Annotated in this window: 22 protein-coding genes and 1 pseudogene; 12 read left to right on the top strand and 11 right to left on the bottom strand. The window is 41.9% G+C overall.

The features are described 5' to 3' along the window. Nucleotides 1-116: 116 nt before the first annotated feature. Both FTU06_RS12810 and FTU06_RS12805 read left to right on the top strand, forming a co-directional pair. Nucleotides 117-771: pseudogene (locus tag FTU06_RS12810) on the top strand (NERD domain-containing protein). Nucleotides 772-833: 62 nt separating this feature from the next. Continuing rightward, on the top strand, nucleotides 834-1,202 hold the full coding sequence (locus tag FTU06_RS12805; protein ID WP_180146997.1) for an SseB family protein: 369 nt from the start codon (nucleotides 834-836) through the stop codon (nucleotides 1,200-1,202). A gap of 92 nt (nucleotides 1,203-1,294) precedes the next feature. On the opposite strand, the gene FTU06_RS12800 is transcribed toward FTU06_RS12805, so the two are convergent. Further along, entirely contained in the window at nucleotides 1,295-2,227 is a 933-nt protein-coding gene (locus FTU06_RS12800) for a tRNA-dihydrouridine synthase (RefSeq protein WP_180078272.1), read from the bottom strand. 449 nt (nucleotides 2,228-2,676) lie between these two features. Between FTU06_RS12800 and FTU06_RS12795 the strand changes: the two genes are divergently transcribed. Then, nucleotides 2,677-2,886: a cold-shock protein gene (locus FTU06_RS12795; RefSeq protein ID WP_067761877.1), complete on the top strand. Its 210-nt coding sequence runs from the start codon at nucleotides 2,677-2,679 to the stop codon at nucleotides 2,884-2,886. A gap of 150 nt (nucleotides 2,887-3,036) precedes the next feature. Here FTU06_RS12795 and FTU06_RS12790 read toward each other — a convergent pair whose 3' ends face one another. Beyond that, nucleotides 3,037-3,846 carry an inner membrane protein YpjD gene (locus tag FTU06_RS12790; protein ID WP_078191164.1) on the bottom strand — a complete coding sequence of 270 codons (810 nt, stop codon included), beginning with the start codon at nucleotides 3,844-3,846 and terminating at the stop codon, nucleotides 3,037-3,039. Between the two features lie 138 nt (nucleotides 3,847-3,984). On the opposite strand from FTU06_RS12790, the gene ffh reads away from it, so the two are divergent. Together ffh and FTU06_RS12780 are read left to right on the top strand one after the other, a co-directional pair. Then, nucleotides 3,985-5,388, top strand: coding sequence for a signal recognition particle protein (gene ffh, locus FTU06_RS12785; protein WP_078191163.1), 1,404 nt, complete (start codon nucleotides 3,985-3,987; stop codon nucleotides 5,386-5,388). A gap of 283 nt (nucleotides 5,389-5,671) precedes the next feature. Beyond that, nucleotides 5,672-6,265, top strand: coding sequence for an alpha/beta hydrolase (locus tag FTU06_RS12780; protein ID WP_180008529.1), 594 nt, complete (start codon nucleotides 5,672-5,674; stop codon nucleotides 6,263-6,265). A 147-nt stretch (nucleotides 6,266-6,412) separates the two neighbouring features. On the opposite strand, the gene FTU06_RS12775 is transcribed toward FTU06_RS12780, so the two are convergent. From FTU06_RS12775 to FTU06_RS12765, 3 genes are all read right to left on the bottom strand, one after another. Next, entirely contained in the window at nucleotides 6,413-7,090 is a 678-nt protein-coding gene (locus tag FTU06_RS12775; protein ID WP_180146994.1) for a hypothetical protein, read from the bottom strand. 226 nt (nucleotides 7,091-7,316) lie between these two features. After that, nucleotides 7,317-8,045, bottom strand: a complete 729-nt coding sequence (locus FTU06_RS12770; protein WP_180113829.1) for a type III pantothenate kinase — start codon at nucleotides 8,043-8,045, stop codon at nucleotides 7,317-7,319. A gap of 22 nt (nucleotides 8,046-8,067) precedes the next feature. Then, nucleotides 8,068-8,823, bottom strand: coding sequence for a biotin--[acetyl-CoA-carboxylase] ligase (locus FTU06_RS12765; RefSeq protein ID WP_180146991.1), 756 nt, complete (start codon nucleotides 8,821-8,823; stop codon nucleotides 8,068-8,070). Between the two features lie 29 nt (nucleotides 8,824-8,852). Here FTU06_RS12765 and FTU06_RS12760 point away from each other — a divergent pair, with 29 nt between their 5' ends. From FTU06_RS12760 to ligA, 5 genes are all read left to right on the top strand, one after another. Beyond that, nucleotides 8,853-9,665: a sulfite exporter TauE/SafE family protein gene (locus FTU06_RS12760; RefSeq protein ID WP_168378525.1), complete on the top strand. Its 813-nt coding sequence runs from the start codon at nucleotides 8,853-8,855 to the stop codon at nucleotides 9,663-9,665. Between the two features lie 146 nt (nucleotides 9,666-9,811). Continuing rightward, complete coding sequence (locus FTU06_RS12755) at nucleotides 9,812-10,507, top strand: GntR family transcriptional regulator (protein ID WP_180021411.1); 696 nt, start codon at nucleotides 9,812-9,814, stop codon at nucleotides 10,505-10,507. Between the two features lie 10 nt (nucleotides 10,508-10,517). Further along, the gene (gene smc / locus FTU06_RS12750; protein ID WP_180146988.1) at nucleotides 10,518-13,967 is read left to right on the top strand and encodes a chromosome segregation protein SMC; all 3,450 of its coding nucleotides are present in this window, start codon (nucleotides 10,518-10,520) and stop codon (nucleotides 13,965-13,967) included. A gap of 1 nt (nucleotide 13,968) precedes the next feature. Beyond that, nucleotides 13,969-15,021, top strand: a complete 1,053-nt coding sequence (locus tag FTU06_RS12745) for a cell division protein ZipA C-terminal FtsZ-binding domain-containing protein (RefSeq protein WP_180089175.1) — start codon at nucleotides 13,969-13,971, stop codon at nucleotides 15,019-15,021. 98 nt (nucleotides 15,022-15,119) lie between these two features. Next, complete coding sequence (ligA, locus tag FTU06_RS12740; protein WP_180089176.1) at nucleotides 15,120-17,153, top strand: NAD-dependent DNA ligase LigA; 2,034 nt, start codon at nucleotides 15,120-15,122, stop codon at nucleotides 17,151-17,153. A 241-nt stretch (nucleotides 17,154-17,394) separates the two neighbouring features. Here the strand turns inward: ligA and FTU06_RS12735 are convergent, their stop codons facing one another. The 3 genes from FTU06_RS12735 to FTU06_RS12725 all read right to left on the bottom strand — a co-directional run bounded on the left by FTU06_RS12735 (nucleotide 17,395) and on the right by FTU06_RS12725 (nucleotide 21,329). After that, nucleotides 17,395-18,858, bottom strand: coding sequence for an amino acid permease (locus FTU06_RS12735; protein WP_180089177.1), 1,464 nt, complete (start codon nucleotides 18,856-18,858; stop codon nucleotides 17,395-17,397). Next, complete coding sequence (locus FTU06_RS12730) at nucleotides 18,858-19,892, bottom strand: methyltransferase (protein WP_180094395.1); 1,035 nt, start codon at nucleotides 19,890-19,892, stop codon at nucleotides 18,858-18,860. The genes FTU06_RS12735 and FTU06_RS12730 overlap by 1 nt, the downstream gene beginning before the upstream one ends. 66 nt (nucleotides 19,893-19,958) lie before the next feature. After that, a complete protein-coding gene (locus tag FTU06_RS12725) occupies nucleotides 19,959-21,329 on the bottom strand; it encodes a uracil-xanthine permease family protein (protein ID WP_078191151.1) in 1,371 nt (456 codons plus the stop codon). A gap of 173 nt (nucleotides 21,330-21,502) precedes the next feature. Here FTU06_RS12725 and typA point away from each other — a divergent pair, with 173 nt between their 5' ends. Then, nucleotides 21,503-23,338 (top strand): translational GTPase TypA, encoded by a 1,836-nt coding sequence (gene typA / locus FTU06_RS12720; RefSeq protein ID WP_078192340.1) that lies wholly within the window; start codon nucleotides 21,503-21,505, stop codon nucleotides 23,336-23,338. Nucleotides 23,339-23,628: 290 nt separating this feature from the next. Then, a complete protein-coding gene (mscL, locus tag FTU06_RS12715; protein WP_078192339.1) occupies nucleotides 23,629-24,060 on the top strand; it encodes a large conductance mechanosensitive channel protein MscL in 432 nt (143 codons plus the stop codon). Between the two features lie 39 nt (nucleotides 24,061-24,099). On the opposite strand, the gene FTU06_RS12710 is transcribed toward mscL, so the two are convergent. The 3 genes from FTU06_RS12710 to mutM form a co-directional block, all read right to left on the bottom strand. Beyond that, a complete protein-coding gene (locus tag FTU06_RS12710; protein ID WP_005007840.1) occupies nucleotides 24,100-24,474 on the bottom strand; it encodes a hypothetical protein in 375 nt (124 codons plus the stop codon). Nucleotides 24,475-24,671: 197 nt separating this feature from the next. Next, nucleotides 24,672-24,950, bottom strand: coding sequence for a peptidylprolyl isomerase (locus FTU06_RS12705; RefSeq protein WP_078192338.1), 279 nt, complete (start codon nucleotides 24,948-24,950; stop codon nucleotides 24,672-24,674). Then, nucleotides 24,947-25,801: a bifunctional DNA-formamidopyrimidine glycosylase/DNA-(apurinic or apyrimidinic site) lyase gene (gene mutM / locus FTU06_RS12700; RefSeq protein ID WP_180048981.1), complete on the bottom strand. Its 855-nt coding sequence runs from the start codon at nucleotides 25,799-25,801 to the stop codon at nucleotides 24,947-24,949. Before mutM ends, FTU06_RS12705 begins: the two co-directional genes overlap by 4 nt. Nucleotides 25,802-25,913 lie beyond the last annotated feature (112 nt).

Here is a 25,913-nt window from a genome sequence, read left to right as displayed (position 1 = left end):
CCTTTATTTAAACCCTAGATGTAAGACTCCGGCGAATAGGCTTAAAAATCATTTTAAAAATGCGAAATTACTTTTATGTGGGTAACATCAGTAATTTAAAGTAATGAATCAAATCAATGAATCTTTCTCAAATTTTTGCCCCCCTCATTTCGACGTTTTGGTGGCTAATTCCATTGTTACTGATTGTGGGGGCAATCAAAGCATTTAAACCTTATTTAAAGGGGAAAATGGGGGAGTTTGCTGTCGCCGTTCATGTCAAACTTTATTTGAAAGACCATTATATATTGTTAAATGATTTGACCTTACCAGATGGCGAGGGAGCTACGACACAAATTGATCATCTTCTGTTAAGCCCATTTGGTGTGTTTGTGATTGAAACTAAAAACTATAAGGGTTGGATTTTTGGGAGCGAGAGACAAAAACAATGGACGCAAAAGATTTATAAAAAAAGTTTTAAATTTCAAAATCCGATTCACCAAAATTATAAACATATGAAAGTGTTAGAACAGGTGTTGAACGATATACTGGATAAAGACAATATGCATTCTGTGATTGTTTTTATGCCTGAAGCGGTGTTTAAAACAGAGATGCCGTCGAATGTTTTTCGGGGGTACAGCTTGGGTGGACTATGTTCAAACTTTTCAGCAACCGGTGATCTCTGAAATGAAACTTAAACGAATACAGTTGCGTTTAGAAAAATAAATTTTAGAAAAATCGTGGAAAACAAATCGACAGCACGTTGAAGATTTAAATCAACGGCATAATTCATAAACTTCCTGTATGCTATGGATTGTGAACAGTATCTGACTGATAAAAATAGACGGACAATAACAATGAACGACACGCTTCAACATCTTTATGAATCGACTTTAGATCATCCTGAGCAATACCAAGACTTTTATCAGCAACTTTTAGCCAGCCAAGTATATTGTTTGGGTGAGCGTGATGCTGAGCAGCATTTACATTTTCAATTGATGGAAACGGAGCAGGGCGAGCAAGCCATTCCATTTTTTCTGAGTCTTACGATGCTTCAACAGGATGTTGGTGCAGATGCAGAGTTTGTCATGATCAGTGCTGAAAAATTATTTGCGATTACCAAAGGCGCAAGCTTGGTGATGAATCCGACTTCGGAACATCCAAAAGAGTTTTTGGCAGATGAGATTGATGCAATTTTAGAGTTTGCCAAACAACAAAGCCTTTGAACACTGTGGGTATGAACAAAGGCTTTGTGTCCACGCTGAGATATGTGTTTTCACACTTTTTCTTTTTCACATTCAGCGATGTGTTTTAAAACTTACATACCTGCTTTGAGTTTTTCCACGATTTCATCGAGTGGTTTGACACGTTTTACTTCATCCCAAAGGACTTTGGCTTCTGGGTAATGTTTTGACATCATGCCGAGCCATTGTTTATAACGACCGACCATATTCATTTCTTTCTTATACGAACCATTTAAGAAACGAATTTGTAAGCCAAGTAGTTCATGCCATGTAATCAGCGGCTCATCGGTATTACGACGGATACACTGTGTAATGTCAGGGGTGGTCACTGCAGCACGACCAATCATCAGGTCTTCACAACCCGATTCGAGTTGGCACTGTTTGGCATCGGCATTGTTCCAAATTTCACCGTTGGCAATCACGTTAATTTTTAATGCTTCACGAATGGGTTGCAACTGATCCCAAAAGGCAGGCGGGGTATAACCATCGGCTTTGGTTCGCGCATGGACTGTAACCCATGCAGCTCCTGCATCTTCGATGGCATGCGCATTTTCCATGGTGAAGTTACGGTCCATATAACCCAAACGCATTTTTGCCGATACAGGAATATGACTCGGAACAGCATCACGCACAGCTTTGACTAACTCATACACCACTTCTGGCTCATCTAGCAGAACTGAACCACCACGGTGGCGGTTGACGGTTTTTGCAGGGCAACCAAAGTTCATATCAATCGCAGGGGCACCAAGTTCTACCGCGCGTACAGCATTTGCCGCGAGCATGGTCGGATTGTTACCTAAGAACTGTACATGAACTGGTGTTCCTGCTGCAGTTTTGCCTGCATTGTTCAGTTCGGGACAATAGCTATGATAAATATGGTCGGGCAGGACAGAGTCCGTGACACGGATAAACTCGGTTACACACCAGTCAAAACTCCCCACATGCGTCAACACATCTCGCATAATTGGGTCGGTTAAGCCTTCCATCGGCGCAAGAACAAGTTTCACGGTCACACAGCCAAAAATTGAAAAACGGAGTTATACGTGGTTTTGAAAGGGATGTCTAGGTTTTGTGCTTTTGGTGACGCGGAATACGAAATCACAAGATTTTATGTAATTATTTGGTGAAATTAGGACCAAAGTCGTAATGTCTTGACTGACATAAAACTTAAACAATAAAATGAGTAAATACAGATGGATAGTAATAATAAGAAGATGGCTTTTACTGTTGTTTTTTAATGGAATCAACAACATATACTGTGCTTGAATCTTTTAAGATTTCATGTATGATGGCTGCAACTAGAAAAAAAGTATTGTTTCGTAAATTTTCTTTAAGTATCGCAGTGTTAGTCATAATCCTTCGTTTTTTACAGAAATGAAGTTCAATTCTTTATTATTTTCCAAGTTATAGTCAGTCATCATCCAATGGCTAAATCAACAAATTAATAGGTATTATTATGTCTAATACAGTTACTGGTACAGTTAAATGGTTCAACGAAACTAAAGGTTTCGGTTTTATTGCACAAGACAACGGTCCTGACGTTTTTGCTCACTTCAGCGAAATCACTGGTTCTGGCTTCAAAACTTTGCAAGAAGGCCAAAAGGTTTCTTTCAGCATCGCTCAAGGTCAAAAAGGCCCGAATGCTGTAAACATCGTTGCTCTATAATTTAGACGTAATGAAAAAAAAGCGCTGTATAGCGCTTTTTTTATGCCTGTTGTTTTTATGTGAATAATCAAGCTATAAAAAAGAGAGCTGTAGCTCCCTTCTTGATAAAACTTACTTTTTGATAAAATATTAAATCGTTTCATCGTCGACTTAGCGACCCAAAACCATTTCTAAAATAAACTTAGAACCAATAAAGCCGACTGCCAAGAGACAAAAACCAATAATGGTAAAGCGAATGGCTTTTTGACCACGCCAACCGAATCGATAGTGTCCAATGAGCAAAGCACCGTAGACGAACCATGAAATGATACTAAATGCAGTTTTATGCGCCAAATGCTGTGCAAAGAAGTTATCGATGGTGAAGAAACCAAACCCAAGCGCCACGGTCAGTAGTGCAAAACCAGCAATTAATAAATCAAATAGTAAAGATTCCATGGCTTGGAAGGATGGAAGCAGGCTCACCCATACACGTTTTTTCTGCTTGTTTTTCAGTTCACGGTCTTGTAAACGCAAAATGACCGCTTGAATAGTTGCCATCAGTAGGACGGCATACGCGGAAAGCGACAAAATAATATGGATGTCTAAACCCAGTGAATGTTGCTCTATGAATTGATTTTGTCGACTAAATGCAAAGCCTAAAATCAATCCCGTCGCTGCCACAGGAATACCCAACAGGTTCATTGCCAGCACAGGTCGATAGGTACTAAATAACACACTGAGTAATAGCATGAGACCTGAAGTAAATGACATCAGGTTGAACACATCATAGTTCACACCCATAGGCGTCAACATATCGTTATATAAAACACCTGCATGCAATAACATGCCTAAACCAAGTACAACACCAATAAACCAATGGTTCGGCGCACGTTTAGACATTAAATGGCTGAATAAATACCAAAAAGACGTGGTATAAGCGATTAATGCTAGGATCGTGTAAACCAAGGGGAGACTGATCATGTCAAACCTTTTTCAGGATGTTGAATATTCATTTATATAAATTCTGCGAGAACTAAAGTATCCTATAGCATTCTATGCATAAATTTTCTATTTTAAGAAACAATTTTTTGCTCATGGCTATTTTAAGCGGATTTTGCAATGTTTGATACCTTAACAGAACGACTCACGCAGAGTTTAAGAAATGTTACTGGCTCAGGGCAGCTAACCGAAGACAATATTAAAGATACGTTACGCGAAGTACGTATGGCACTTCTTGAAGCCGATGTTGCGTTACCTGTAACTCGTGAATTCATCGCGAAAGTTAAGGAAGAAGCATTGGGCCAAGAAGTGATGACTCAGTTATCACCGGGGCAGGCTTTCGTCAAAATCGTTCATGACGAATTGACCAAAATGATGGGTGAGGCGAATGAAAGCCTAGACCTAGCGGCAAAACCACCAGTTGTTGTGCTTCTTGCAGGTTTACAAGGTGCGGGTAAAACAACCACTGCGGCAAAACTTGCACGTTTCTTACAAGAACGTCAAAAGAAAAAAGTAGCAATGGTGTCTGCCGACGTTTATCGTCCAGCAGCGATTAAGCAGCTACAAACGGTTGCAGGTGAAGTTGGCGCGATTTTCTTTGAATCAAGCGCAGACGAAAAACCGATTACCATCGCAAATCGTGCGATTGAGCAAGCAAAAATTCAATTTGCTGATGTCTTGATTGTCGATACAGCAGGTCGTTTACATGTAGACGACGAAATGATGGATGAAATTAAAGAGCTACATGCAGCAATTAAGCCAACTGAAACATTGTTCGTGGTTGATGCCATGACTGGTCAGGATGCGGCGAATACGGCAAAAGCCTTTAATGATGCCTTGCCTTTGACGGGTGTGATCCTGACAAAAACAGATGGTGATGCACGTGGTGGTGCGGCACTTTCTGTTCGTGCTATTACTGGCAAGCCGATTAAATTCTTGGGTATGGGTGAAAAACTCGACGCCCTAGAGCCATTCCATCCTGAACGTATCGCACAGCGTATTTTGGGTATGGGTGACGTACTTTCTTTGGTTGAAGAAGTTGAACGTAAAATCGACAAAGAAAAAGCCGAAAAAATGGCAAAAAAACTGCAAAAAGGCGGTAGCTTCAACTTTGAAGATATGCTGATGCAGTTTGAACAAATGAACAAAATGGGCGGCATGATGGGCTTCCTGGATAAACTTCCAGGCATGAGCAACTCAGGGATTCAAGATGCAATTGCACAAGCAAATCCTGAAAAGCAAGTGAAGAAAATGGAAGCGATTATTCAATCGATGACCATTAAAGAACGTCGTAACCCAGACTTGATGAATCCAAGCCGTAAAAAACGTATTGCAGCAGGCTGTGGTATGGATGTTGCGGAAGTGAATAAACTCATTAAGCAACATGCGCAAATGGCGAAAATGATGAAGAAGTTTGCCAACCCAACAGGTATGGCAAAAATGATGAAATCATTGGGCAATATGCAAAAACAATTTGGCGGCGGTGGCATGGGTCCATTGTTCGGCAGTAAAGATCCGAAGTAATTTGGACTTAAAAAAAGGCGCATTCAGCGCCTTTTTTTATGGCTGAAATTTAACGAGACTGTACGCTCAAGCAAAGTGATCGAGTGCATTTGATAGCAAGTACTGGATGAGGGAATCTGGCTATACGAGCCGATAGATACCGAACTGAGCTAAATCATTACAAAAAGATGCCAAATTGACATTGAGAGCGTGTAGGTGACAGGTTTAAAACAGAGGTGAAAATTTGCCGAACTGCAAATTGAAAGCTTCACTAAAAATAATCACCTAAAATAAGAATCAAATCATGAATACACCGCATACGCCAGAAAGCCAAAAGATCTATATTGTTCATGGTCATGATGCATCGCCGAATGATCATTGGTTTCCTTGGTTGGGACGAAAGCTGCAAGAAGCAGGACATTATTCTCGACGCATCGTGATGGCAAATGCGGCACAACCTGATTTTGACCATTGGCAGAAATTTCTAGCGTTGCAAATGCCTGATTTGGATGAAAATACCATTGTGATTGCACATGGTTTGGGGTGTTTAACCACGCTGCATTATCTCAATCAATATTTTGAACAGCATGGCACACGGATTAAAGCGGGCGTTTTTGTATCGGGTTTTAAAAGTAGTTTACCGACACAACCTGAATTAACCGCATTTATTCAACGTGCAAAAATGGATAGTGGTGTTTTACAGACCTATATGCCAATTTGTATTAGTTTGATTTCATCCAATGATCCTATCGTGCCGCCGCCGGTTGCGATCCAATTGGGCAATTTTATAAATGCACAAATTTATGAGGTGAAAGAAGCGGGGCATTTCACAGCACAGGATGGCTTTTCTGAGATTCCACAACTGTGGCACGTGTTAAAGCCGATTTTAACGGCTTAGCTAGGTTCTGTGCGCGTGTTTAATAGATCGCGTGTTTTGTAGATAAGATATTTAGTGAAGACTGAGATTGCAATCATGCAATTGGTGCAATTGAAGAGAAAAAAGGCGCAATCTGCGCCTTTTTTGTTTGTTCGAACTGTTGAAAGATCAGTCGAGTTCTAAAGCAACACGTTCACGAATGTCGTCAATGTCGTCATTGGCTTCACGACCATCTTCCTGCCAAGCTTTATAGCCACCAACATATTCACCGTCGGTATCGACCACATATTCAGCCGCAATTTTTCCTGAGGCATACCATAAGCGATAGGCGTCATTACCATTTTCATCGACTTTATACGCTGCGCCACGTTGTCCTGTTGGATAAAATTCTTCGCCTTGGATGCTCACGCCATCTTGGTTTACAAAGGTAGATTCTACTTTGCCGTTTTTACGATAAAGCGTTACCGGACCTTCGATGTCACTGCCACTGAAACTAAATAATTTCATCGGATCTTTAACCCAAGCAGGTGAGGATTGAGGGGTTTTGGTTTCTTGGTAAAAATCTTGGACTAAAAAATCACCTGTGGCATTACGACCTAAAAGTACACGGTAATAGCCGTCTTGGACTGGGGTCATGTAATAGCTTGAGTCAATATACGATACGCAGCCGCAGTAATCAGGATTATCTTCATCTCCAAAATAGCCCAAAACTGCTTCAGAGGTGCTGAGCTGAGATTTGATTTCGGCAGGGATTTTAGAGTTGGCTAGATTTTGTGTGGTGGTACAACCGCCGAAGAATAATGTAGAGGTGAGCAGGCTTAAACCCAGTAAATTTTTAAATTTCATATCTATACTCTTCGTCTTATATTCTATCTTGAAAGACATTTTTAAATTATAAAGTTGCTGATGTATCTGTCGATCATCGCAGGCTATTGTAATTCCTTGGACGAAAAAAGGTCATGAATCGCGATACAATTTGTAACCACGCTTATATGAAATGACCCTCAATAAAAAAGCGTGATCACCATTGGCCATCACGCTTTCACAGTTTGCTATCAAATAAATAGCTAAATTACACACCATTTACATAACTTTGTAGGCCTCGAAGCAGTAAATCTGCTTCGACAGCTGGCTGATATTGTTCTAAATAGCGTGCAAATAGCGCAGCATCGCCCCCAGTTAAAATTAAGCGACTGGGATATTTATCAAGCACCTTTTCAATGGTGCTGACCAAACTGAGCAATATGCCATGATGAACAGCGTCGATGGTATTTTTACCAGGAGACAGCTCGTTAAAGGTGGCATCTGGAATTTTAATGCCTTTGGTGTTTTGGATGAGCGAATCACGTTGCAAATACAAATTTGGCAAAATATAACCGCCTAAATGTTGTAAGCCATCCGTTAAGTCAATGGTGAGTGCCGTTCCACAACTAATGACACAGTATTTTTGAGTAGGGTCTTTGACCACTGCGAGCATTTGCAGCCAACGGTCGATCCCGAATTTACTGGTGTCTTCATAAGCACAGCGTAAGCCCGCATATTCGGCATGAACTTTGGCAATGGTGACAGGAACCGCTAAAAATTTAAGAATTTTTTGAATCCGATCATTATTTTTCTTGTCGAGTACTGAAGAAATCCCGACCTGATCTAAGTCCAAGCTTTTAAAGTGCTGGATCAAACCGAGTAGGAGTTCGGCAGGCGACTGTAAATGCAGTTCCGCAGTATGCTCTATAATTTGATCATGTTCGGTAATCCAGTATTTCAGCCGGGTATTACCGACATCGAGCCATAATTTTTTCATCAGTAGGCCTTTGCAATCCTGTTTATGATTGATCTGCTAAACGTAAGCGACCTTGGAAATGATTTTCTAAGCGCTGCGAAGTTTGGATGTTGATCGAACCATCATTTTCAATACCGAGAAAGAGACCTTGGCTTTTGCCTTGCAGGTGTTCAAGCTCAACGGGCTGTTGCATAAATGCAGCATAATGGTTGAATCGTGCAGCGAGGTTATAGCAGTTATGATCGAACCATTCACCTGCAAGTTGAATCGCTGCATAGAGTTCAGCGATTAACTGTAAACGGTTTGGCGAGTGAAGTCCGAGTTCATATAACGACGTTGCGCGTTGCTCAATTCCTCTGGATGGAATCGGAAATAAGTTCATGCCCACGCCGACAATCGCTTGATGTGGCGAAATTGGTTCAATCAAAATCCCGCCCCATTTGCCTTGTGGGCTATATAGGTCATTGGGCCATTTCACTTGTAATGCGAGATTTTGCAAACTTGGCATTTGCAAGATATTTAAGGCAATTTCGAGTGCAAGCCGTCCATCTATCGCTGTCTGTAAATTCAGCAATGTGCTTAAATAGATATTACCAACGGGTGAGACCCATTGATGATCGCGTTGCCCACGCCCCTGAGTTTGCTCTTCACTGCATACCAAAACATGTTGAATGCCTTTTTTGGCAATCTCACGGACATCGTCATTGGTCGATGTTGTTATGGGCTTCAGTAATAAAACTTCAGGCGGTTGAGGTGCTGTGCTCAGCAATTGCTGTAAGTGTCTGGTCTCTAAATCCATTTGAATCTGAGAGTTGTGGAATAATATTGATGGAGTTAATCATATATTTACTGATTGGTGCAATCGCTGGTTTTGCTGCGGGGCTATTTGGTGTTGGCGGTGGCCTGATTATTGTACCGATTTTATTCATCGTCTTTACCCAACTTCAGTATGACCCCAGTGTGATTATGCACATGGCGGTGGGCACGTCTTTGGCCACGATTATTGTGACCTCACTTAGCTCGGTTTCGGCTCATCATAAAAAAGGTGCCGTGCTGTGGAATGTCTTTCGGAATTTGGCACCGGGTTTGGTGATCGGTTCATTTCTCGGTGCAGGCATTGCAGATTATTTATCAGGGCAGGGTTTGCAACTGTTAATTGGCTTTTTTGCGGTCTGGGTGGCCTTTAAAATGTTTCGCGGTGCAGCGACACCAGTCGATCCGAATAAACATTTACCCTCACAAGCCATGCAAATGGCAGCAGGCGGTGGTATTGGGATTGCTTCTGCGATCTTCGGTATTGGTGGTGGTAGCTTAACCGTCCCGTATCTGAATAAAAACGGCGTCATTATGCAAAAAGCGGTCGCGACATCTGCTGCATGTGGTTTACCGATTGCGATTGCTGGGGCACTCGGCTTTATGTGGTTTGGTCATCAAGCCGATATCGTGGTTCCCAATACCATTGGTTATATCCATATTTATGCATTTATCGGGATTAGTGTAATGAGCTTCATCACTGCGAAATTGGGTGCGAAAGTGGCTCATATGTTGTCGCCATTTATGCTAAAGCGTTGTTTTGCATGTTTATTAACAACAGTCGGCTGCTATTTTATTTACCAAGGTATGCAAGCCTTTGGCGCATGATTGTCCGTTTTGACTGAAAAAATTGGCTTTGTTGACACAAGATTGTCAGACAATGTCATGTTCAATTAGGTTGCTTATCGTTTCTAATGCAAATAGATTGAGTGTAAATCTGAACATTGCATCTTATAAAAAAAGATAGGAACAGTATGCAACAACAAGAAGCGGACAGTTTGTCAGAACAAATTGCCAAACACATCGGTGAACAAATCATTCGCGGTGAGTTGGTCGAAGGCGAGCGTATTCAGGAACTCAGAATTGCGGCCGAATTGGATGTGAGCCGTGGCTCTGTTCGTGAAGCTTTATTGATTTTAGAACGGACCCAGCTCATTGAAATCTACCCACGCCGTGGCGCCTTAGTCTCTGAAATGTCGGCTTTACAAGTGCGCTCATTATTTGATATTGCAGCATTATTGTTGGGTCAAATTGTGCATCGTATGGCGGAAACGTGGCGCAGCCATGAAGCTGAGCGTATTCAGTTATTACTTGAACAATTAGACGTGGAAACTCGCCAAGGCAATACTGAAAAGTTTTATGATCTGATTTTTCAGGGCATGGCTCGTCAGCATGAAATGGTGGGAAATACCTACCTGATGCGTTATTACCAAGAATTGTTGCCATCACTCAGACGCAGTTATTTCCTGACACTGAATATTTCACGACGTGAAATACAAGAATCTTTTGATTTGTTTAAATTAGTGACTGATGCAGTTTTAATCAGAAAATCACATCAAGCCACTTTATTTATGGAAGATTTTTGTCGACACTTACGCAACCTTGTGTTGGAATCACTAACACGGATGAAACAAATCGAATTAGCGTGGGCGAGACGTTCACGCCGCTGATCAGGACATTATGCGTTTAAGCAGTTTAAAACTTTCCGGCTTCAAATCTTTTGCCGATAGCACAACTCTAAAATTTGAAGGCAACCGTAGTGCGGTTGTTGGACCGAACGGCTGTGGTAAATCCAATGTGATTGATGCCATTCGTTGGGTTATGGGTGAATCCAGTGCCCGTCAATTGCGTGGTGGCACCATGCAAGATGTTATTTTTACCGGAACGGCCAAGCGTAAACCAGTCGGGATGGCGAGTGTTGAACTGCGTTTTGATAATACCTATGGCAAGCTAGGTGGCGCTTATAATGCCTATACTGAACTAGCAGTTCGTCGTCAGGTCAATCGTGATGGTAAATCCGAATATTTCCTCAACGGCACCAAATGCCGCCGTCGTGATATTACCGATATTTTCTTAGGTACCGGTTTAGGTCCACGTTCGTATGCGATTATTGAACAGGGCATGATCAACCGTTTGGTCGATGCCAAACCTGAAGAAATGCGTGTGTATATTGAAGAAGCCGCTGGGGTTTCTCGCTATCAAGCTCGTCGTCGTGAAACTTTACAGCATCTAGAACACACCACTCAAAACTTAGAACGTCTCGAAGACATTGCATCAGAACTGAAATCTCAGCTGAAAACCTTAAAACGCCAGTCTGAAACGGCGGTGCAATACAAAGAATTAGAAACCCAAATTCGTACCATTAAGATCGAAGTGTTGTCTTTCCAATGTGAACAAAGCACGCGTTTACAGCAAGAATACACGCTTCAGATGAATGAGCTCGGGGAAACCTTCAAACTGGTTCGTTCTGAGCTGAATACTCTAGAGCATGACTTATCTTCCACCAGTGCTTTATTTCAACGGCTTATTCAACAGTCCACGCCATTACAAAGTGAATGGCAACAGGCGGAAAAGAAACTGTCTGAGTTGAAAATGACGCTGGAGCAAAAGCAGGGTTTATTTGCACAAAATTCGGCAAGTTTGGTGGAGCTTGAAAAGCAAAAAGCTCAAACCAAAGAACGTTTACAGCTATTAGAGTTACAACTGGAAACGCTGCAAGAACAGCAAGATGGATTTGTTGAGCAATTACAGCGCCAAGAAAGCAGTAGTCAAGATCAGACTCAACAATTGGCCGATTTGAAAGCTCAGCATCAACAAGCGGTTCAACAATTTGAACAATGCCGTGGGCAAGTTGAAAAGCAGCAACAGCAAAAGCTACAGATGTTGGCGCAGAGTGAACAATTGACCAAAAATATTGGTCGTATTGAGCAACAGCGTGAGACTCTGCAACAGCAACGAGGTCAAATTCAGCATCAGGCGCAGCAAGATGAGTTGGAGCAGTATCAGCAAGATAAGCAGCAGCTCGAACAGCAAATTGTGCAACAAGAGCTGGTGATTGCCGAAACTCAAGCACAGCTTGCAGCTGCACAAGAACAGCAGGCACAGCACAAAAATACGGTGTTGCAGCTAAAGTCAGAGATACAGGTGCTGTTGTCAGAGCATAAAAACCTAAATCAATTGATGATTAAAGCTAGTCCAAAGCAGCAAAGTCAGCGTCAACATTTAATGCAGCAGTTGCAGTTGAGCACACAAGGTAAACAGCATGCACAACTGGTCGAGAAATTTTTGTCTAAATGGCTGAGTGCCCAAGTCTTAGGACACAGTGATAATTTTCAAGACAGTATTGCACGTCAGGTCAAAGGCAGTCTTCACACAGCAGCACAAATCGTTGGATTAGACGCTTTGGCGACGTGGATTGAAGCACCACAACTTTCGATCTGGCAGCAGGTCGCGATTACTGAAACATTGACGATGGCATTGAGCCATCAGGCTAAACTGGCCGCAGGTCAGTCAATACTCACGCTCGATGGTTATCATGTCGGTGCGGATTGGGTTATTGGTCTAGACTATGATGAGGACAGCCAAGCAGGGCAAGGTGCATTGAGCCACCGTATTCGTTTGGATGAATTGACTGAATTACTTGCAGAGCAGCAGCCAAAGCTGACGCAACTAGAAGGCCAATTGCCTGAGTTACAAAATGCCGTACAAGCTTTACAGCAAAATCTGCAACAGCAACATAGCCAATTAAAAAATTGGCAAAAAGACATTCAAAATGCTGATGTTGCGATTGCGAAGGTACAAAGTTCCCATCAGGCTTTTGCCTTACAAAAGCAGCAGTTAGAAGATCAATTGCAGCAACTTGAAGCACAGCTTGAAGAAGATGCCATGCAAAAAGATGATTTGGAAATAGATCTGCATGCGCTGACGATGAAGCTTGAGCAAGCTTTGCCTAATTATAAAACCTTGCAATTCCAAGTTGAAGAGTTGAGTCTAGCACTGGAAAGTGCTCAGCAAGTGGCATTACACAGTCAGCAAGAATTGGAAATTGTGCGTCGTCAGTCTGTACAGACAAAACAACAGATTGAATTATTAGAAAAAGACACGGTCTTTTTGAAAGCGCAAACTCAGCAAATTATTGGACAGATGGAGCAGGCAAAGAAATTTGTCGATCCGGTACAGTTAGAATTGCCTGCGCTTGAGTCACAGTATTCAGAGCAGGCTCAAGTCACTGAACGTTTACAAAAAACCTGGAATGACTGGCAGCTTGAACTCAATAATGTTCAGAGCAAACAACAGACATTGACGGAACAACGCCATTCACATCAACAGCAAGATGAAAAATTGCGTACGCAATTGGAAGAAAAGCGTTTGGCTTGGCAATCCGCGCAGTCTGATTTGCAGCATTATTCTGAACAGCTGAAAGAAATGAACAGCGAAATGCTGACAGGTTTAAGCATTGATGTGGTATCCCATCAGCAAAAACTAGAAAAAGCACAGCAGCAGTTTGATAAATTGGGTGCAGTCAACTTGGCTGCGGCAGAAGAATATACTGAAGTTTCTAAACGCTTTGATGATTTAAGCCACCAAATTGATGACTTGCAAAAGACCGTTGAACAACTGCAAGCTGCGATGAAAAGCATTGATCAGGAAACGCGAAAGCTGTTTATGACCACTTTTGATAAGGTCAATACAGAACTTCAAGCGTTATTTCCGAAAGTATTTAATGGTGGTGAAGCAAGTTTAAGCCTTGAAGATGGTTGGCAATCGGGTGTAAAACTGATGGCACGACCACCGGGTAAACGAAACAGCTCTTTGGCATTATTGTCAGGTGGTGAAAAGGCACTGACCGCATTGGCTTTGGTTTTTGCGATTTTCCGCCTAAATCCTGCACCATTTTGCGTTTTAGACGAAGTCGATGCACCTTTAGACGATGCAAATGTAGGAAGATTTTGTAATCTTGTAAAAGAGCTTTCAGAACAAGTGCAATTTATCTACATTACACACAATAAACTGGCAATGACAATGGCAACTGACTTACTTGGTGTGACCATGCCAGAACCAGGAACTTCAAAATTAGTGACTGTGAATATTGAGCAGGCCAAAGAATACGGTTTAGCTGCGGAGGCATAACATGGAAATCACCACTATAGCTGGGATTGTAATCGCTGTAATTATCATGGTTGTGGGCATTCGAATGATGTTTCGTAAACCTGCAGATGCAGCGCCATCACTCGACACTGAATTACATATTGACCCTGATAGTCAGCAACCTGTTATTCCGCGCCATGTACGAAATCAGTTAAATACACCTGAAACCACGCAACGTGTAGAGCCGACCTTAGCTGAGGAAAAAGTCACAGCGGTTGAAACGATTGAAACTGCTCAAGCGAATGTAACGCAAGAAGCAATGGCAACAGAACAAGCTGAGCAAAGCGTTGAGGCTATTGCAAAGACTGAGACGACTACGACGGATCCCGTTTCAGTTGAAAAAGCTCAAACTGCAACAGAAGACAGTACTTTGTCTACCGAAGCAACAGAATCTACAACGGTTGCATCTGTAGCCGCCGATGCCAATGACGCCGCGACTCCTGCGACGAACGTTCAGGCAGACGCTGTTCCTGTAGAAAAAGCGCCAGAATTTAGTGTAAATAGCGCAATTGAAAAAGCTGAAATCAGCGATTTTGATGAAGAAAGCAGTATTTTGGATGCGCATTTACATGAACAAAAAATTGTTGATGAAGAAAGTGCTTTAGCAACTGCGGAAACTTATATCGCCTTAAATGTGTTCCCAGATAGCCGTGCCTTGTCGGGTGAAAAAGCATTAAAAGTTTTACTGAAATACGGTTTACGCTTTGGCGAAATGGCCTGTTTCCATCGCTATGATGAAGAAGGTACAAAGTTATTATTCTCTGTATTGCAAATGAATAATGATGGCGCTGCGCAAGGTTTTGATCTTGAAACTTTATCGACTGAAGAAGTAAAAGGTTTGGCTTTCTTCTTAGCGCTGCCACACAGCGATGTACAAAATGCCTTTGATACCATGGATAGCATTTCACGTCTAATTGCCCGTGAAATTGACGGTACTGTGTATGATCAAAATAACCAAGAATTTACACCGCAGATGCGTGAACATTGGCGTCATCAAGCGATTGATTATCGTCAAGGTCAAGCTATCGAAGTCTAAACGTCTTTGATTGAAACTCACCGAGTGGGTTTCTATAATAGCAACAGATAATGAAATTTGAGGGCGGAGCATGAACCGCCCTTTTTTATGGTGAATGTATGACACAACAATCCACTGTCGTTGCACAGATGCGACAACTGATTCAACTATTGGCGAAACATAACCATGCCTACTATGTCATGGACACGCCAGAAATTGAGGACAGTGAATATGATCAACTTTTTCACCAATTAAAAACCTTAGAAGAGCAACATCCTGATTTAGTGCAACCTGATACACCAACCACAAAAGTGGGTGGAAAGGCCTTGTCTAAGTTTGAATCTGTAACCCATGCAGTACCCATGTTGTCATTGGGTAATGTATTTAATGCAGAAGATTTATTTGCCTTTGCCCGTCGTGCGGAAGAGCGCTTACCGAATCAAAAAATTGAATATGATGTCGAATTAAAATTTGATGGACTGGCGATTTCTCTCTGGTATGAAAATGGCATTTTAGTCCGTGGTGTGACACGGGGTGATGGTGAAACTGGGGAAGACATTACCCAAAATGTAAAAACCATTCGTAATTTACCTAAAGTACTGACTTCTACACAGACTGATATTCCAAGTCTGCTAGAAGTCCGTGGTGAAGTCCTGATGCCAAAGTCAGGCTTTGAAAAGCTCAATGCTGAAAACGAAGCCAAAGGTGAAAAAACCTTTGCCAATCCACGAAATGCAGCAGCAGGCAGCTTACGTCAACTCGACCCTGCAATTGCGGCTTCACGTCCTTTGGCTTTTTATGCCTATGGCATTGCACAGTGCGAACCACATCATGGTCAAACCACCATGTCTGCTAGCTTAGAATGGCTGACACAGTTTGGTTTTGCTGTCGGTGAACGTCACTTTATTTGTGACAGCATTCAGGACGTACAAGCTGCGTATGAGCAAATGATTATTGATCGTCCAAGCCTGAGTGTTGAAATTGATGGCATGGTGATTAAGGTAAACAGCCTGAAGCAACAGCAAACACTGGGTTTTTTAAGTCGTGAACCGCGCTGGGCAACGGCATATAAATTCCCTGCAGTCGCAGCGCTCACGACGGTTGAAAATATTGATTGGCAAGTGGGGCGTACAGGGACTTTGACCCCAGTCGCGCGTTTAAACCCTGTGGCAGTCGGTGGGGTAACAGTTTCCAATGTCACCCTACATAATATTGGTGAAATTCATCGTTTAGATGTACGTGTGGGTGACACGGTCAGTGTATACCGTAGTGGTGATGTGATTCCAAAAGTGGAAAAAGTATGGCCTGAATTCCGCCCTGTAGATACGGTAGAAGTTCAGTTACCTGCATGTTGCCCAGTCTGTGCATCTCCTGTCGTGATGCCAGAAGGTGAAGCCTTGGCACGTTGTTCAGGTGGTTTGTACTGTGCTGCACAGCGTATTGAGGCGATTCGTCACTTTGTATCGCGTAAAGCTATGGACATTGAGGGCTTAGGCGACCGTTGGGCGGAATCACTTTTACATTTGGATCTGCTCAAAGATGTTGCTGATATTTATAGCTTGCATGAGCATCGTGAAAAATTACTGACCATTGAAAAAATGGGTGAGAAGTCGGTTCAAAACCTTATCGATTCCATTGAAAATAGTAAGAAAACGACACTAGGTGCATTTATTTATGCACTCGGCATTCGAGGCGTGGGTGAAACCACGGCACGCATGCTCGCCAATACTTTCCAAACCTTTGATGCGATTCGCCATGCAGATCTCGAATCCTTGAAGAAAACACCAGACGTTGGTGATATTACCGCAGAATGGATTGTCGACTTTTTCCAAGCGCCGCATAATCTCGAAGTGGTTGATCGTTTGTTGGCAGCAGGGATTCATTGGGATGCACCCGTTGCGCCAAGTCGTCAGCCACTGAATGGTGAGAGTTGGGTGATTACAGGGACCTTGAGTACCATGGGTCGTGATGAAGCGACGCAAATGCTTCAAGCCTTAGGCGCACGTGTTAGTGGGAGCGTTTCGGGTAAAACCAAATGTGTAGTTGCGGGTGAAAAGGCAGGTTCTAAATTAGAAAAGGCTGAAAAGCTGGGTGTACCTGTGATGAGCGAAGAAGAGTTCATTGCCTTTGTACAACAGCATAATGCTTCTTAAGTATTGAAAATCAAACCTGAAAAGGTTGTGACTTTTGAACAAACGCCTGATGCATTGCATTGGGCGTTTTTATTTTGCTGCTTAACATGATTGAGTGAGCGTGTCAGTTGTTGGTGATAAATCAGACAGCATTCCTCAACATTACTCACTAAGCATTTTGTTAAAGCGTGAATGTATTGAGACACAATTTTAGCCATAAAAAAAGCAGCCCTTAGGCTGCTTTTTTTATTCAGTGATCAGATTATTCTTGATCAACTTTCATTGGTTTTACATCCATTTCTTGATATGGAACCAACTTGGTTTTGTGTTTCCACTTATAACCGAACCAAATAGCAAGGAATAAGAAAATACCAATATAGGTAGAAACAACGGCCAACCATTCACCATCTAAAACGGCTTGATAGTTCTGACCAAGGACCACGATGGCACACAAAATAAAGGCAAACCACGGTGCAAATGGGAAGAATTTTGCACGGTAAGCAAGATCTTCTAATTTATTGCCTTGAGCCAAGTAGCCTTTACGGAAGCGATAATGTGAAACTGCAATACCGAGCCACACAATAAAGCCACACATACCTGACATGTTCAGTAACCAGTTAAAGACCGCTTGTTCACCGATAAATGTGGTTAAGAAGCACAGTGCCGCAATCGCTGTAGTTGCATAAAGTGCATTCATTGGTACGCCACGTGCATCTAAGCGACCAAAGACTTTCGGCGCACTGCCTTTACGTGCCATATCAAAGAGCATACGGGTAGAGGAGTACATACCAGAGTTACCCGCTGATAAAATCGCAGTTAAGATCACCGCATTCATCACCGATGCAGCAAAGGCAAAACCTGCTTTTTCATACAGTAAGGTAAATGGTGATAGTGCAATATTTTCAGTAGATGCTGCTTGTAATAAACGTGGGTCATCATAGGCAATAAGAGTGCCGATAATGAAAATACACACGATATAAAACAACAAGATACGCCAGAAAATTTGCTTGATGGCAATAGGAATGGTCTTTTCAGGATCTTTCGATTCACCTGCAGCCACACCAACCATTTCAGTCCCTTGGAAAGAGAAACCGGCAATCATGGCCACACCAATCAAGGCAGATAAACCGCCGACAAATGGGGCTTCACCCTTGGTCCAGTTGGCAAATGTTTCTACGCCCGGTGTCAGCATGATTTTGCCAATCATAAACAAACCGATAATGATAAAGGCAACAATTGCGAGCACTTTAACTAGGGAGAAGAAGAATTCTGATTCACCAAAGCCTTTTACGGTCAGCGCATTAATAGCAAAGACGATTGCGAGGAAAATCGCACTCCAGTAGAAGCCCGGAATATCTGGAAACCAGAATTTCATAATGAATTGGACTGCAACCAATTCAAATGCCACGGTAATCGCCCAGTTATACCAATAGTTCCAACCCAAAGCGAAGCCGAAACCACCCTCGACATATTTGGTGCCGTAGGTAAAGAATGCACCCGAAGTTGGATTATGTGTTGCAAGCTCACCTAGACTGGTCATCAAGAAGTAAATCATGATACCAATTAAGCAGTATGCAAGCAGGGCGCCACCCGGGCCTGCATTGGCAATGGTTGCTCCAGAGGCTAGAAATAAGCCTGTACCAATTGAACCACCAATTGCAATCATGTTGAGATGGCGAGCACCCAACTTACGTTGAAGTTGAGCTGGTTTTTGAATTTCGCTCATCATTGTTCCTTAAGATTTTTTTGCGTGCTCGCAAACAAGACTTTAAATCCTTGTTGGTCGGCTTTGATTGTACATTGACCATAATGCTGCTCAATTAAAGTCGGATAATTGAGGAATCGGTTGGCAACAATCCAAAGCTCACCCCCAGACTTCAAATGTCTGCGCGAAGTTTTGCATAGATTTTCACTGGCATTGTAGTCGGTTTGAATCCCTTGATGGAAGGGTGGATTGCTGACTATGGCATGTAAAAATAATGGAGCATCCTCGATTCCTGTGACCGCTTTAATCTCAAGTTGTTCAGGTTCAAGCAAATTTTGTTCAAATGTCATTTGTGTAGACGCCAATGCAAAGGCATCTACATCCATGGCAAAGATACGATTTTTAGGATTCAGTTTGGCTAAATAAGCACTGATAACACCCGCACCACAGCCAAAATCTGCAATTTTGCCCGAAGTGACTTGTGATAAATAAGGCAATAAGGTAGCCGTACCCACATCTAAACGGTTCTGGCTAAATACGCCAGGCAGTGCGCAAATCGTAAGCTCACCATTTGGGGTTTCAACTGAATATTTTTGCACCCAATCTTGCAGTGGCTTCAGTGTGACAGTTTTTTCCAATAGGGTTTGCCACATTTGACAGTGACGCGCGCTATCAATTTTTAGTGTTTTACCAAAGGGCTGTAATTGTTTTGCAGCGCGTTCAACACCGCCTTTTTTCTCACCCACGAGGAAAATAGAAGCACCTTGAGCAAGATGACTTGCGACATTGTGTAATAAATAATTTAGCAGTTCTTTTGATTTTGGAACAAAAATAACCGCTTGATCAAACTGACCCTCAGGAAAATCGACACCAAAATGGACGTTTGACTGTTGATTTTGAAAGTACTGAAAATCATTAAAATTCCAGCACCAAATCGATGGCTTAATATTGTCATTCAATTGACTGAGTAAGTCATCTGTCGGTGCATTTACGAAAAGCACGCGATCTTGTAATAAATCGATCTGTCGTATAACGACTTCACTTGTGAGATCCATAGATTTCTCCATCATAAAAAACACTGCCTAGGGCGGAACCTAGGCAGTGTTCTTTGACAAATGAACTTACTTCTTCACTTCAGGAAGAACAATATTCAAAATAAGGGCAGCGATACCACCAGTGGCAACGCCTGAACTGAAGATATTACGGAACAATTCAGGAAGATGTTCAAGGATTTGTGGTACTTGTGCAACACCTAGACCCAATGCCAATGAAATCGCAATGATTAATAGTGCGCGGCGGTCTAAATGAATGCCTGACAAAATATTAATACCAGAGGCAGCCACAGCACCGAACATCACCATCACAGCACCACCAAGCACGGCTTGTGGAACCGCTTGAATGACACCTGCTACAGCAGGAAGTAAGCCTAAAATAACCAATAAGGCAGCAATCCAAATGCCTACATAGCGGCTTGCAACACCTGTTAACTGAATAACACCGTTGTTTTGCGCAAATACAGAACTTGGGAACGTGTTAAAGATACCGGCAAGGAATGAGTTTGCACCATTCACCAATACACCACCTTTAATACGCTTCATCCATTCAGGGCCATCTACAGCTTGATTTGAAAGCTTAGAAGTCGCGGTAATATCGCCAATCGCTTCCAAAGATGTCACAAGGTAGATAAATGCCATTGGAATAAACAAGCTCCAAGAGAAGCTTAAGCCAAAGTGCATCGGTGTTGGAATTTGAACCAGTGGCGCATCTTTTAAACCATCAAAGTTTAAATGACCCATAAAGCCTGCAAGGATGTAACCCACGACTAAGGCAATTAGGATGGCAGAACTTTTTACCCATGTAATACGCACACGGTTCAATAAAATGATCAGTGCCAAAACGGTACATGACATGATGAGGTTGTCTGCATTGGCAAATGTTTTATCGCCCATGGCTTGATAACCACCACCCATGCTGATCAGGCCTTCTTTAATTAAAGTCAGACCAATCAATAACACCACGATACCTGTTACCAATGGAGTGATCAGTTTTTTCACCCACGGTAAAATTCGTGACACACCCATTTCAATGAATGAACCCGCGATCACCACACCAAAGATAGATGCCATCACTGCTTCTACAGGTGTACCTGCCGCAACCATTGCAGAACCAATACCGATAATAGGACCAATAAAGTTAAAGCTGGTTCCTTGTACAATCAGGAGACCTGCACCAAATGGACCGACTTTTTTACATTGTAAAAAGGTTGCGATACCAGAGATCACCAATGACATCGACAGAATCATATTGGTGTCTTCTTTTGACACACCAAGTGCCAAACAGATCAGCAGACCCGGCGTCACAATTGGGACAATAATGGCCAATAAATGTTGAAACGCAGCGAGAAAAGCAATAAAAGGTTTTGGTCGATCATTCAATCCATAGACTAAATCGAGTTGATCTTTTGCTTCGGGAGATTGGTTTAAATCAGACATGCGGCACTGAAAATTAAGGCTAGGTGGCGCTATTCTAATCTGTTTACACAGCTTTACAAAACCAAAAGCGTGCCAGTCGTCAAAAAAAATGCGATTGTCAATAAACTGTCACTACTAAAATCTATATTTTTTCTGTATAATTTGCCCTCAAACTTTAGGCGTATCGAATTCACATGTCAGATATTAAAACTCTCCGTAACATTGCCATCATCGCGCACGTCGACCATGGTAAAACTACTCTTGTAGACAAACTTTTACAGCAATCAGGTGCTCTTGGCGATCGCGCAGGCGAGATCGAACGTGTAATGGATTCTGGCGCTATTGAAAGTGAACGTGGTATTACCATTCTTGCAAAAAACACTGCAATCAAATGGTTAGACAAGCGTACTAACACTGAATACCGTATCAATATCGTGGATACCCCGGGACACGCCGACTTCGGTGGTGAAGTAGAACGTGTAATGTCAATGGTTGACTGCGTACTTCTTCTTGTTGACTCTCAAGAAGGCCCAATGCCACAAACTCGTTTTGTAACGCAAAAAGCGTTCGCACGTGGTTTGAAACCAATCGTAATTATTAACAAAGTCGACAAGCCAAACGCTCGTCCAGACTGGGTAATTGACCAAGTATTCGATTTGTTCGACAACCTTGGTGGTTCTGACGAACAGTTAGACTTCCCAGTTGTATATGCTTCAGGTCTTCGTGGTGTGGCTGGTCCATCTCCAGAAGAACTTGCTGAAGACATGACTCCATTGTTCGAAACAATTGTAGACATCGTTGAACCACCAGCGGTTGACGTTGACGGTCCATTCCAAATGCAAGTGTCTTCACTTGACTATAACAGCTTCGTAGGTGTTATCGGTGTTGGTCGTATTCAACGTGGTTCAGTGAAATTAAACACTCCTGTAACTGTAATCGACAAAGACGGTAAAACACGTAACGGTCGTATCTTAAAAATCATGGGTTACCATGGTTTAGAGCGTATCGATGTTGAATCAGCTTCTGCTGGTGACATCGTTTGTGTAACGGGTATCGATGAACTTCATATCTCTGACACAATCTGTGATCCAAAAGCAGTTGAAGCTTTACCTGCACTTTCTGTAGACGAACCTACAGTATCGATGACTTTCCAAGTAAACAACTCACCGTTTGCTGGTAAAGAAGGTAAATTCGTAACTTCACGTAATATCCGTGAACGTCTAGATCGCGAATTGATTCACAACGTAGCATTACGTGTTGAAGATACTGACAGTCCTGACCGTTTCAAAGTATCTGGTCGTGGTGAGCTTCACCTTTCAGTTCTTATTGAAAACATGCGTCGTGAAGGCTTCGAAATGGGCGTATCTCGTCCACAAGTAATCATCAAAGAAATTGATGGTGAAAAACAAGAGCCATACGAAAACGTAACGTTTGACGTTGAAGAGCAGCACCAAGGCGCTGTAATGGAACAAATGGGTCACCGTAAAGGTGAAATGACCAATATGGAAGTTGACGGTAAAGGCCGTATCCGTATTGAAGCAACAGTTCCTTCACGTGGTTTGATTGGTTTCCGTTCTGAATTCTTAACTATGACTTCAGGTACAGGTATCATGACTTCAAGCTTCTCGCACTACGGTCCTATGAAACAAGGTACTGTTGCGAAACGTCAAAACGGTGTGTTGATTTCTATGGTTCAAGGTACTTGCTTGGGCTATGCATTGTTCAGCTTACAAGACCGTGGTCGTCTATTCGCTAAACCTCAGTTAGAAGTTTACGAAGGTATGATCGTAGGTATTAACTCACGTTCAGACGACATGACTGTTAACCCAACTAAAGCGAAACAGTTAACTAACGTACGTGCTTCAGGTACTGATGATGCGTTGACTCTTGTTCCGCACATTGAATTTACGCTTGAACAAGCGCTTGAATTTATTGAAGACGACGAATTAGTTGAAGTAACGCCTAAGTCAATCCGTATCCGTAAACGCTGGTTGACTGAAAACGAACGTAAACGTAACCGTAACGTTTAATTTTACAGTTTCAAAAAAACCGCTGACTTAGGTTAGCGGTTTTTTTATGCATGGGCGTTTTGAATAAAAATGCAAAAATTGAATGACTTTATTCATTTCATTCGACATGTATAATTTTGATAAATCCTTTTTAATAGAATGTATTACCAAAATCAAAAATGTTTTGTGTGAATTTTTATACATGGCATTTAGAATCTAATAAAAACCAAGTAAATTAGGTGGAAATAGTTATACAGATATAATGTATACTTCGTCACAAAATTAAAGCTGAAAAAATTTCTGGAGATCACATGAGTATTATTCAAGAATTTAGAGAATTTGCCGTAAAAGGCAACGTGATGGACTTGGCTGTAGGTGTCATCATTGGTGGTGCTTTCGGTAAAATCATCGATTCAATGGTAAAAGACATTATCATGCCTTTTATTTCTTGGATCCTTGGTGGTGACGTTGATTATTCAAATTGGTTCTTAGTATTGGGCGATAACCCAAACAATTTAACCACGCTAAAAGCAGCACAGGATGCAGGCCTTAATGTTTTGGCTTACGGTAACTTCTTAACTATCTTAATCAACTTCTTGCTTTTGGCATGGGTCGTATTCTGGTTAGTGAAATTGATGAACAAATTGCGCCGTCAAAAAGTTGAAGAGCCAGCTCCAGAGGCGACTCCAGAAGATATCGAATTACTTCGTGAAATTCGTGATGAATTAAAACGTAAAGGTTAATCCTTTAGCATTTAAAACGGCACTTTGAAGTGCCGTTTTTTATTGTGAATTTTGTTGAGGCGTCATTTTCATAAACTTAGGTTCTGATGTCGAAAAAACAATGCCATTTCGAATGCCTGTAAATACTTCATTTGCTTCTTCAGGTGATTCGGGTGCGCAGGCTTGTTGACCTAATATAAATAAGACTAAAGGGTGATTTTTGGATAATTTGCTAATTTGCTGTATCGCATCATACCATTTTGATTCATCGTTACGATTCCCATCTAAATCTAGTGCCAACTGGACTTCACCATGAGGGTTCATATCTTGATCATCATATAATGCTTGGATAAGTGCATGCTTTCGTTCACCTCGAATGATTGTAAAATCTGTTGTATCGACAGTGCCAAGACGAAAATAGTTGTAATAGCCCAATGGAATGTCCTTTATTTATTATTAAGTAGAATTGATTTAGTGCAATGTTATCTGGTTGCTATGATTTATATTATATGATTGAAAACCGCCAGCCAATGTTCTGAACGATTGAAAAAAATACTGGGATTATGTGCTTTAAGATGAAAAGCACATATTCGCGATATACTCGTTATAGCATGTTCAATGTGGGTGCTATGTTACATCCGAAACTTAATTTCTAATAAATGCCAGCCAAACTGGCTTTTGATTGGGCCATGTAGTTCACGTTCGGGCAAAGTAAAAACCGCCTTATCAATTGGACCAACCAGTTGGCCTTTTTTAATGTCGCCAAGCTCACCGCCTTTTTTACCCGAAGGGCATGTCGAATGCTGCTTTGCAATTTTGGCAAAGTCCGCACCGCCTTTGATTTTCTTTTTCAGTTGCTCACATAGTTCTTTATCTTTAACTAATATGTGGCGAACAATCGCAGACTTCATGCGTTATTTCCTTTCACGGTTTTCTTAGTCAGCATTTTAACCTTTTTTAAAGGCTGACACTCTGGGCAAAACACCGATGCACGTTGCCCTAGTTTGATATTTTGCAAGATGGTTTCACAGTTGATGCACATTTCACCGGCACGTCCGTAGGCGAGCAGAGTTTGTTGGAAATAACCATTTTCGCCCATCGCATTGGTGTAATCACGTAACGTCGAACCGCCTAAATCAATTGCCTGTTTTAAAATACGTTTGATTTCGATGACCATTTTTTCAACTTGTTCAAAACTCAAACTTGATGCAGGCTGCGCAGGGTGTATGCCTAAGTTAAATAAGCTTTCCGTTGCATAAATATTGCCCACACCGACTACGATATGATTGTCCATGATCGATACTTTGATACAGGTCTGCTTATTTTTAAATTTTTGGAATAAGTATTCAGCATTAAACGCATCACTCAGCGGTTCAGGGCCAAGCGTGTCAATCAGTTTGCTTTGAGATGATGCATCTAACCATAAAATACAGCCAAAACGGCGCGGATCATGATAGCGTAATTGCATATCTTCAAAATGAATCACCAGATGATCATGCTTTCGTAATGCTTCATGACCTTCACAAATCCGAAAACTGCCAGACATGCCCAAATGCCACAGCATGCAGTCATGTTCAAATTCAGCCAAAATATATTTTGATCGACGGCTGAGCTGAAGCAGCTTTTGTCCGACGAGTTTTTGAATGTCGTCAGGAATAGGCCAACGCAGGCTCGACTGAAAAACCTCAACTTTGAGAACCTTTTCGTTCAATAATGGCAATAAACTGGTTTTAGTGGTTTCTACTTCTGGTAATTCAGGCATAAAGGTCGAAGCAATGGATCATTCAAGTTATGCATACTATTGGGTCTAGCCCTACATAATGCAAGTTTCATCGCGGCCTAAGGGAGTGTATGAATAGGTTATTGATTATTAA

It is taken from the genome of Acinetobacter sp. YH12052, from assembly GCF_013419835.1.
Taxonomy (GTDB): Bacteria; Pseudomonadota; Gammaproteobacteria; order Pseudomonadales; family Moraxellaceae; genus Acinetobacter; species Acinetobacter amyesii.
The sequence above is the reverse complement of the archived record's forward strand: the minus strand, read 5'-3'. Positions and strand labels throughout refer to the sequence as shown.

Coding starts and splice junctions, on each gene's coding strand:
- FTU06_RS12745 (WP_180089175.1), top strand. CDS start 13,969: ATGGAAATCACCACTATAGCTGGGATTGTAATCGCTGTAATTATCATG.
- FTU06_RS12725 (WP_078191151.1), bottom strand. CDS start 21,329: ATGTCTGATTTAAACCAATCTCCCGAAGCAAAAGATCAACTCGATTTA.
- FTU06_RS12760 (WP_168378525.1), top strand. CDS start 8,853: ATGGAGTTAATCATATATTTACTGATTGGTGCAATCGCTGGTTTTGCT.
- FTU06_RS12765 (WP_180146991.1), bottom strand. CDS start 8,823: ATGGATTTAGAGACCAGACACTTACAGCAATTGCTGAGCACAGCACCT.
- mutM (WP_180048981.1), bottom strand. CDS start 25,801: ATGCCTGAATTACCAGAAGTAGAAACCACTAAAACCAGTTTATTGCCA.
- mscL (WP_078192339.1), top strand. CDS start 23,629: ATGAGTATTATTCAAGAATTTAGAGAATTTGCCGTAAAAGGCAACGTG.
- FTU06_RS12755 (WP_180021411.1), top strand. CDS start 9,812: ATGCAACAACAAGAAGCGGACAGTTTGTCAGAACAAATTGCCAAACAC.
- FTU06_RS12770 (WP_180113829.1), bottom strand. CDS start 8,045: ATGAAAAAATTATGGCTCGATGTCGGTAATACCCGGCTGAAATACTGG.
- FTU06_RS12775 (WP_180146994.1), bottom strand. CDS start 7,090: ATGAAATTTAAAAATTTACTGGGTTTAAGCCTGCTCACCTCTACATTA.
- FTU06_RS12735 (WP_180089177.1), bottom strand. CDS start 18,858: ATGAGCGAAATTCAAAAACCAGCTCAACTTCAACGTAAGTTGGGTGCT.
- FTU06_RS12730 (WP_180094395.1), bottom strand. CDS start 19,892: ATGGATCTCACAAGTGAAGTCGTTATACGACAGATCGATTTATTACAA.
- ffh (WP_078191163.1), top strand. CDS start 3,985: ATGTTTGATACCTTAACAGAACGACTCACGCAGAGTTTAAGAAATGTT.
- ligA (WP_180089176.1), top strand. CDS start 15,120: ATGACACAACAATCCACTGTCGTTGCACAGATGCGACAACTGATTCAA.
- FTU06_RS12795 (WP_067761877.1), top strand. CDS start 2,677: ATGTCTAATACAGTTACTGGTACAGTTAAATGGTTCAACGAAACTAAA.
- typA (WP_078192340.1), top strand. CDS start 21,503: ATGTCAGATATTAAAACTCTCCGTAACATTGCCATCATCGCGCACGTC.
- FTU06_RS12805 (WP_180146997.1), top strand. CDS start 834: ATGAACGACACGCTTCAACATCTTTATGAATCGACTTTAGATCATCCT.
- FTU06_RS12705 (WP_078192338.1), bottom strand. CDS start 24,950: ATGAAGTCTGCGATTGTTCGCCACATATTAGTTAAAGATAAAGAACTA.
- smc (WP_180146988.1), top strand. CDS start 10,518: ATGCGTTTAAGCAGTTTAAAACTTTCCGGCTTCAAATCTTTTGCCGAT.
- FTU06_RS12790 (WP_078191164.1), bottom strand. CDS start 3,846: ATGATCAGTCTCCCCTTGGTTTACACGATCCTAGCATTAATCGCTTAT.
- FTU06_RS12780 (WP_180008529.1), top strand. CDS start 5,672: ATGAATACACCGCATACGCCAGAAAGCCAAAAGATCTATATTGTTCAT.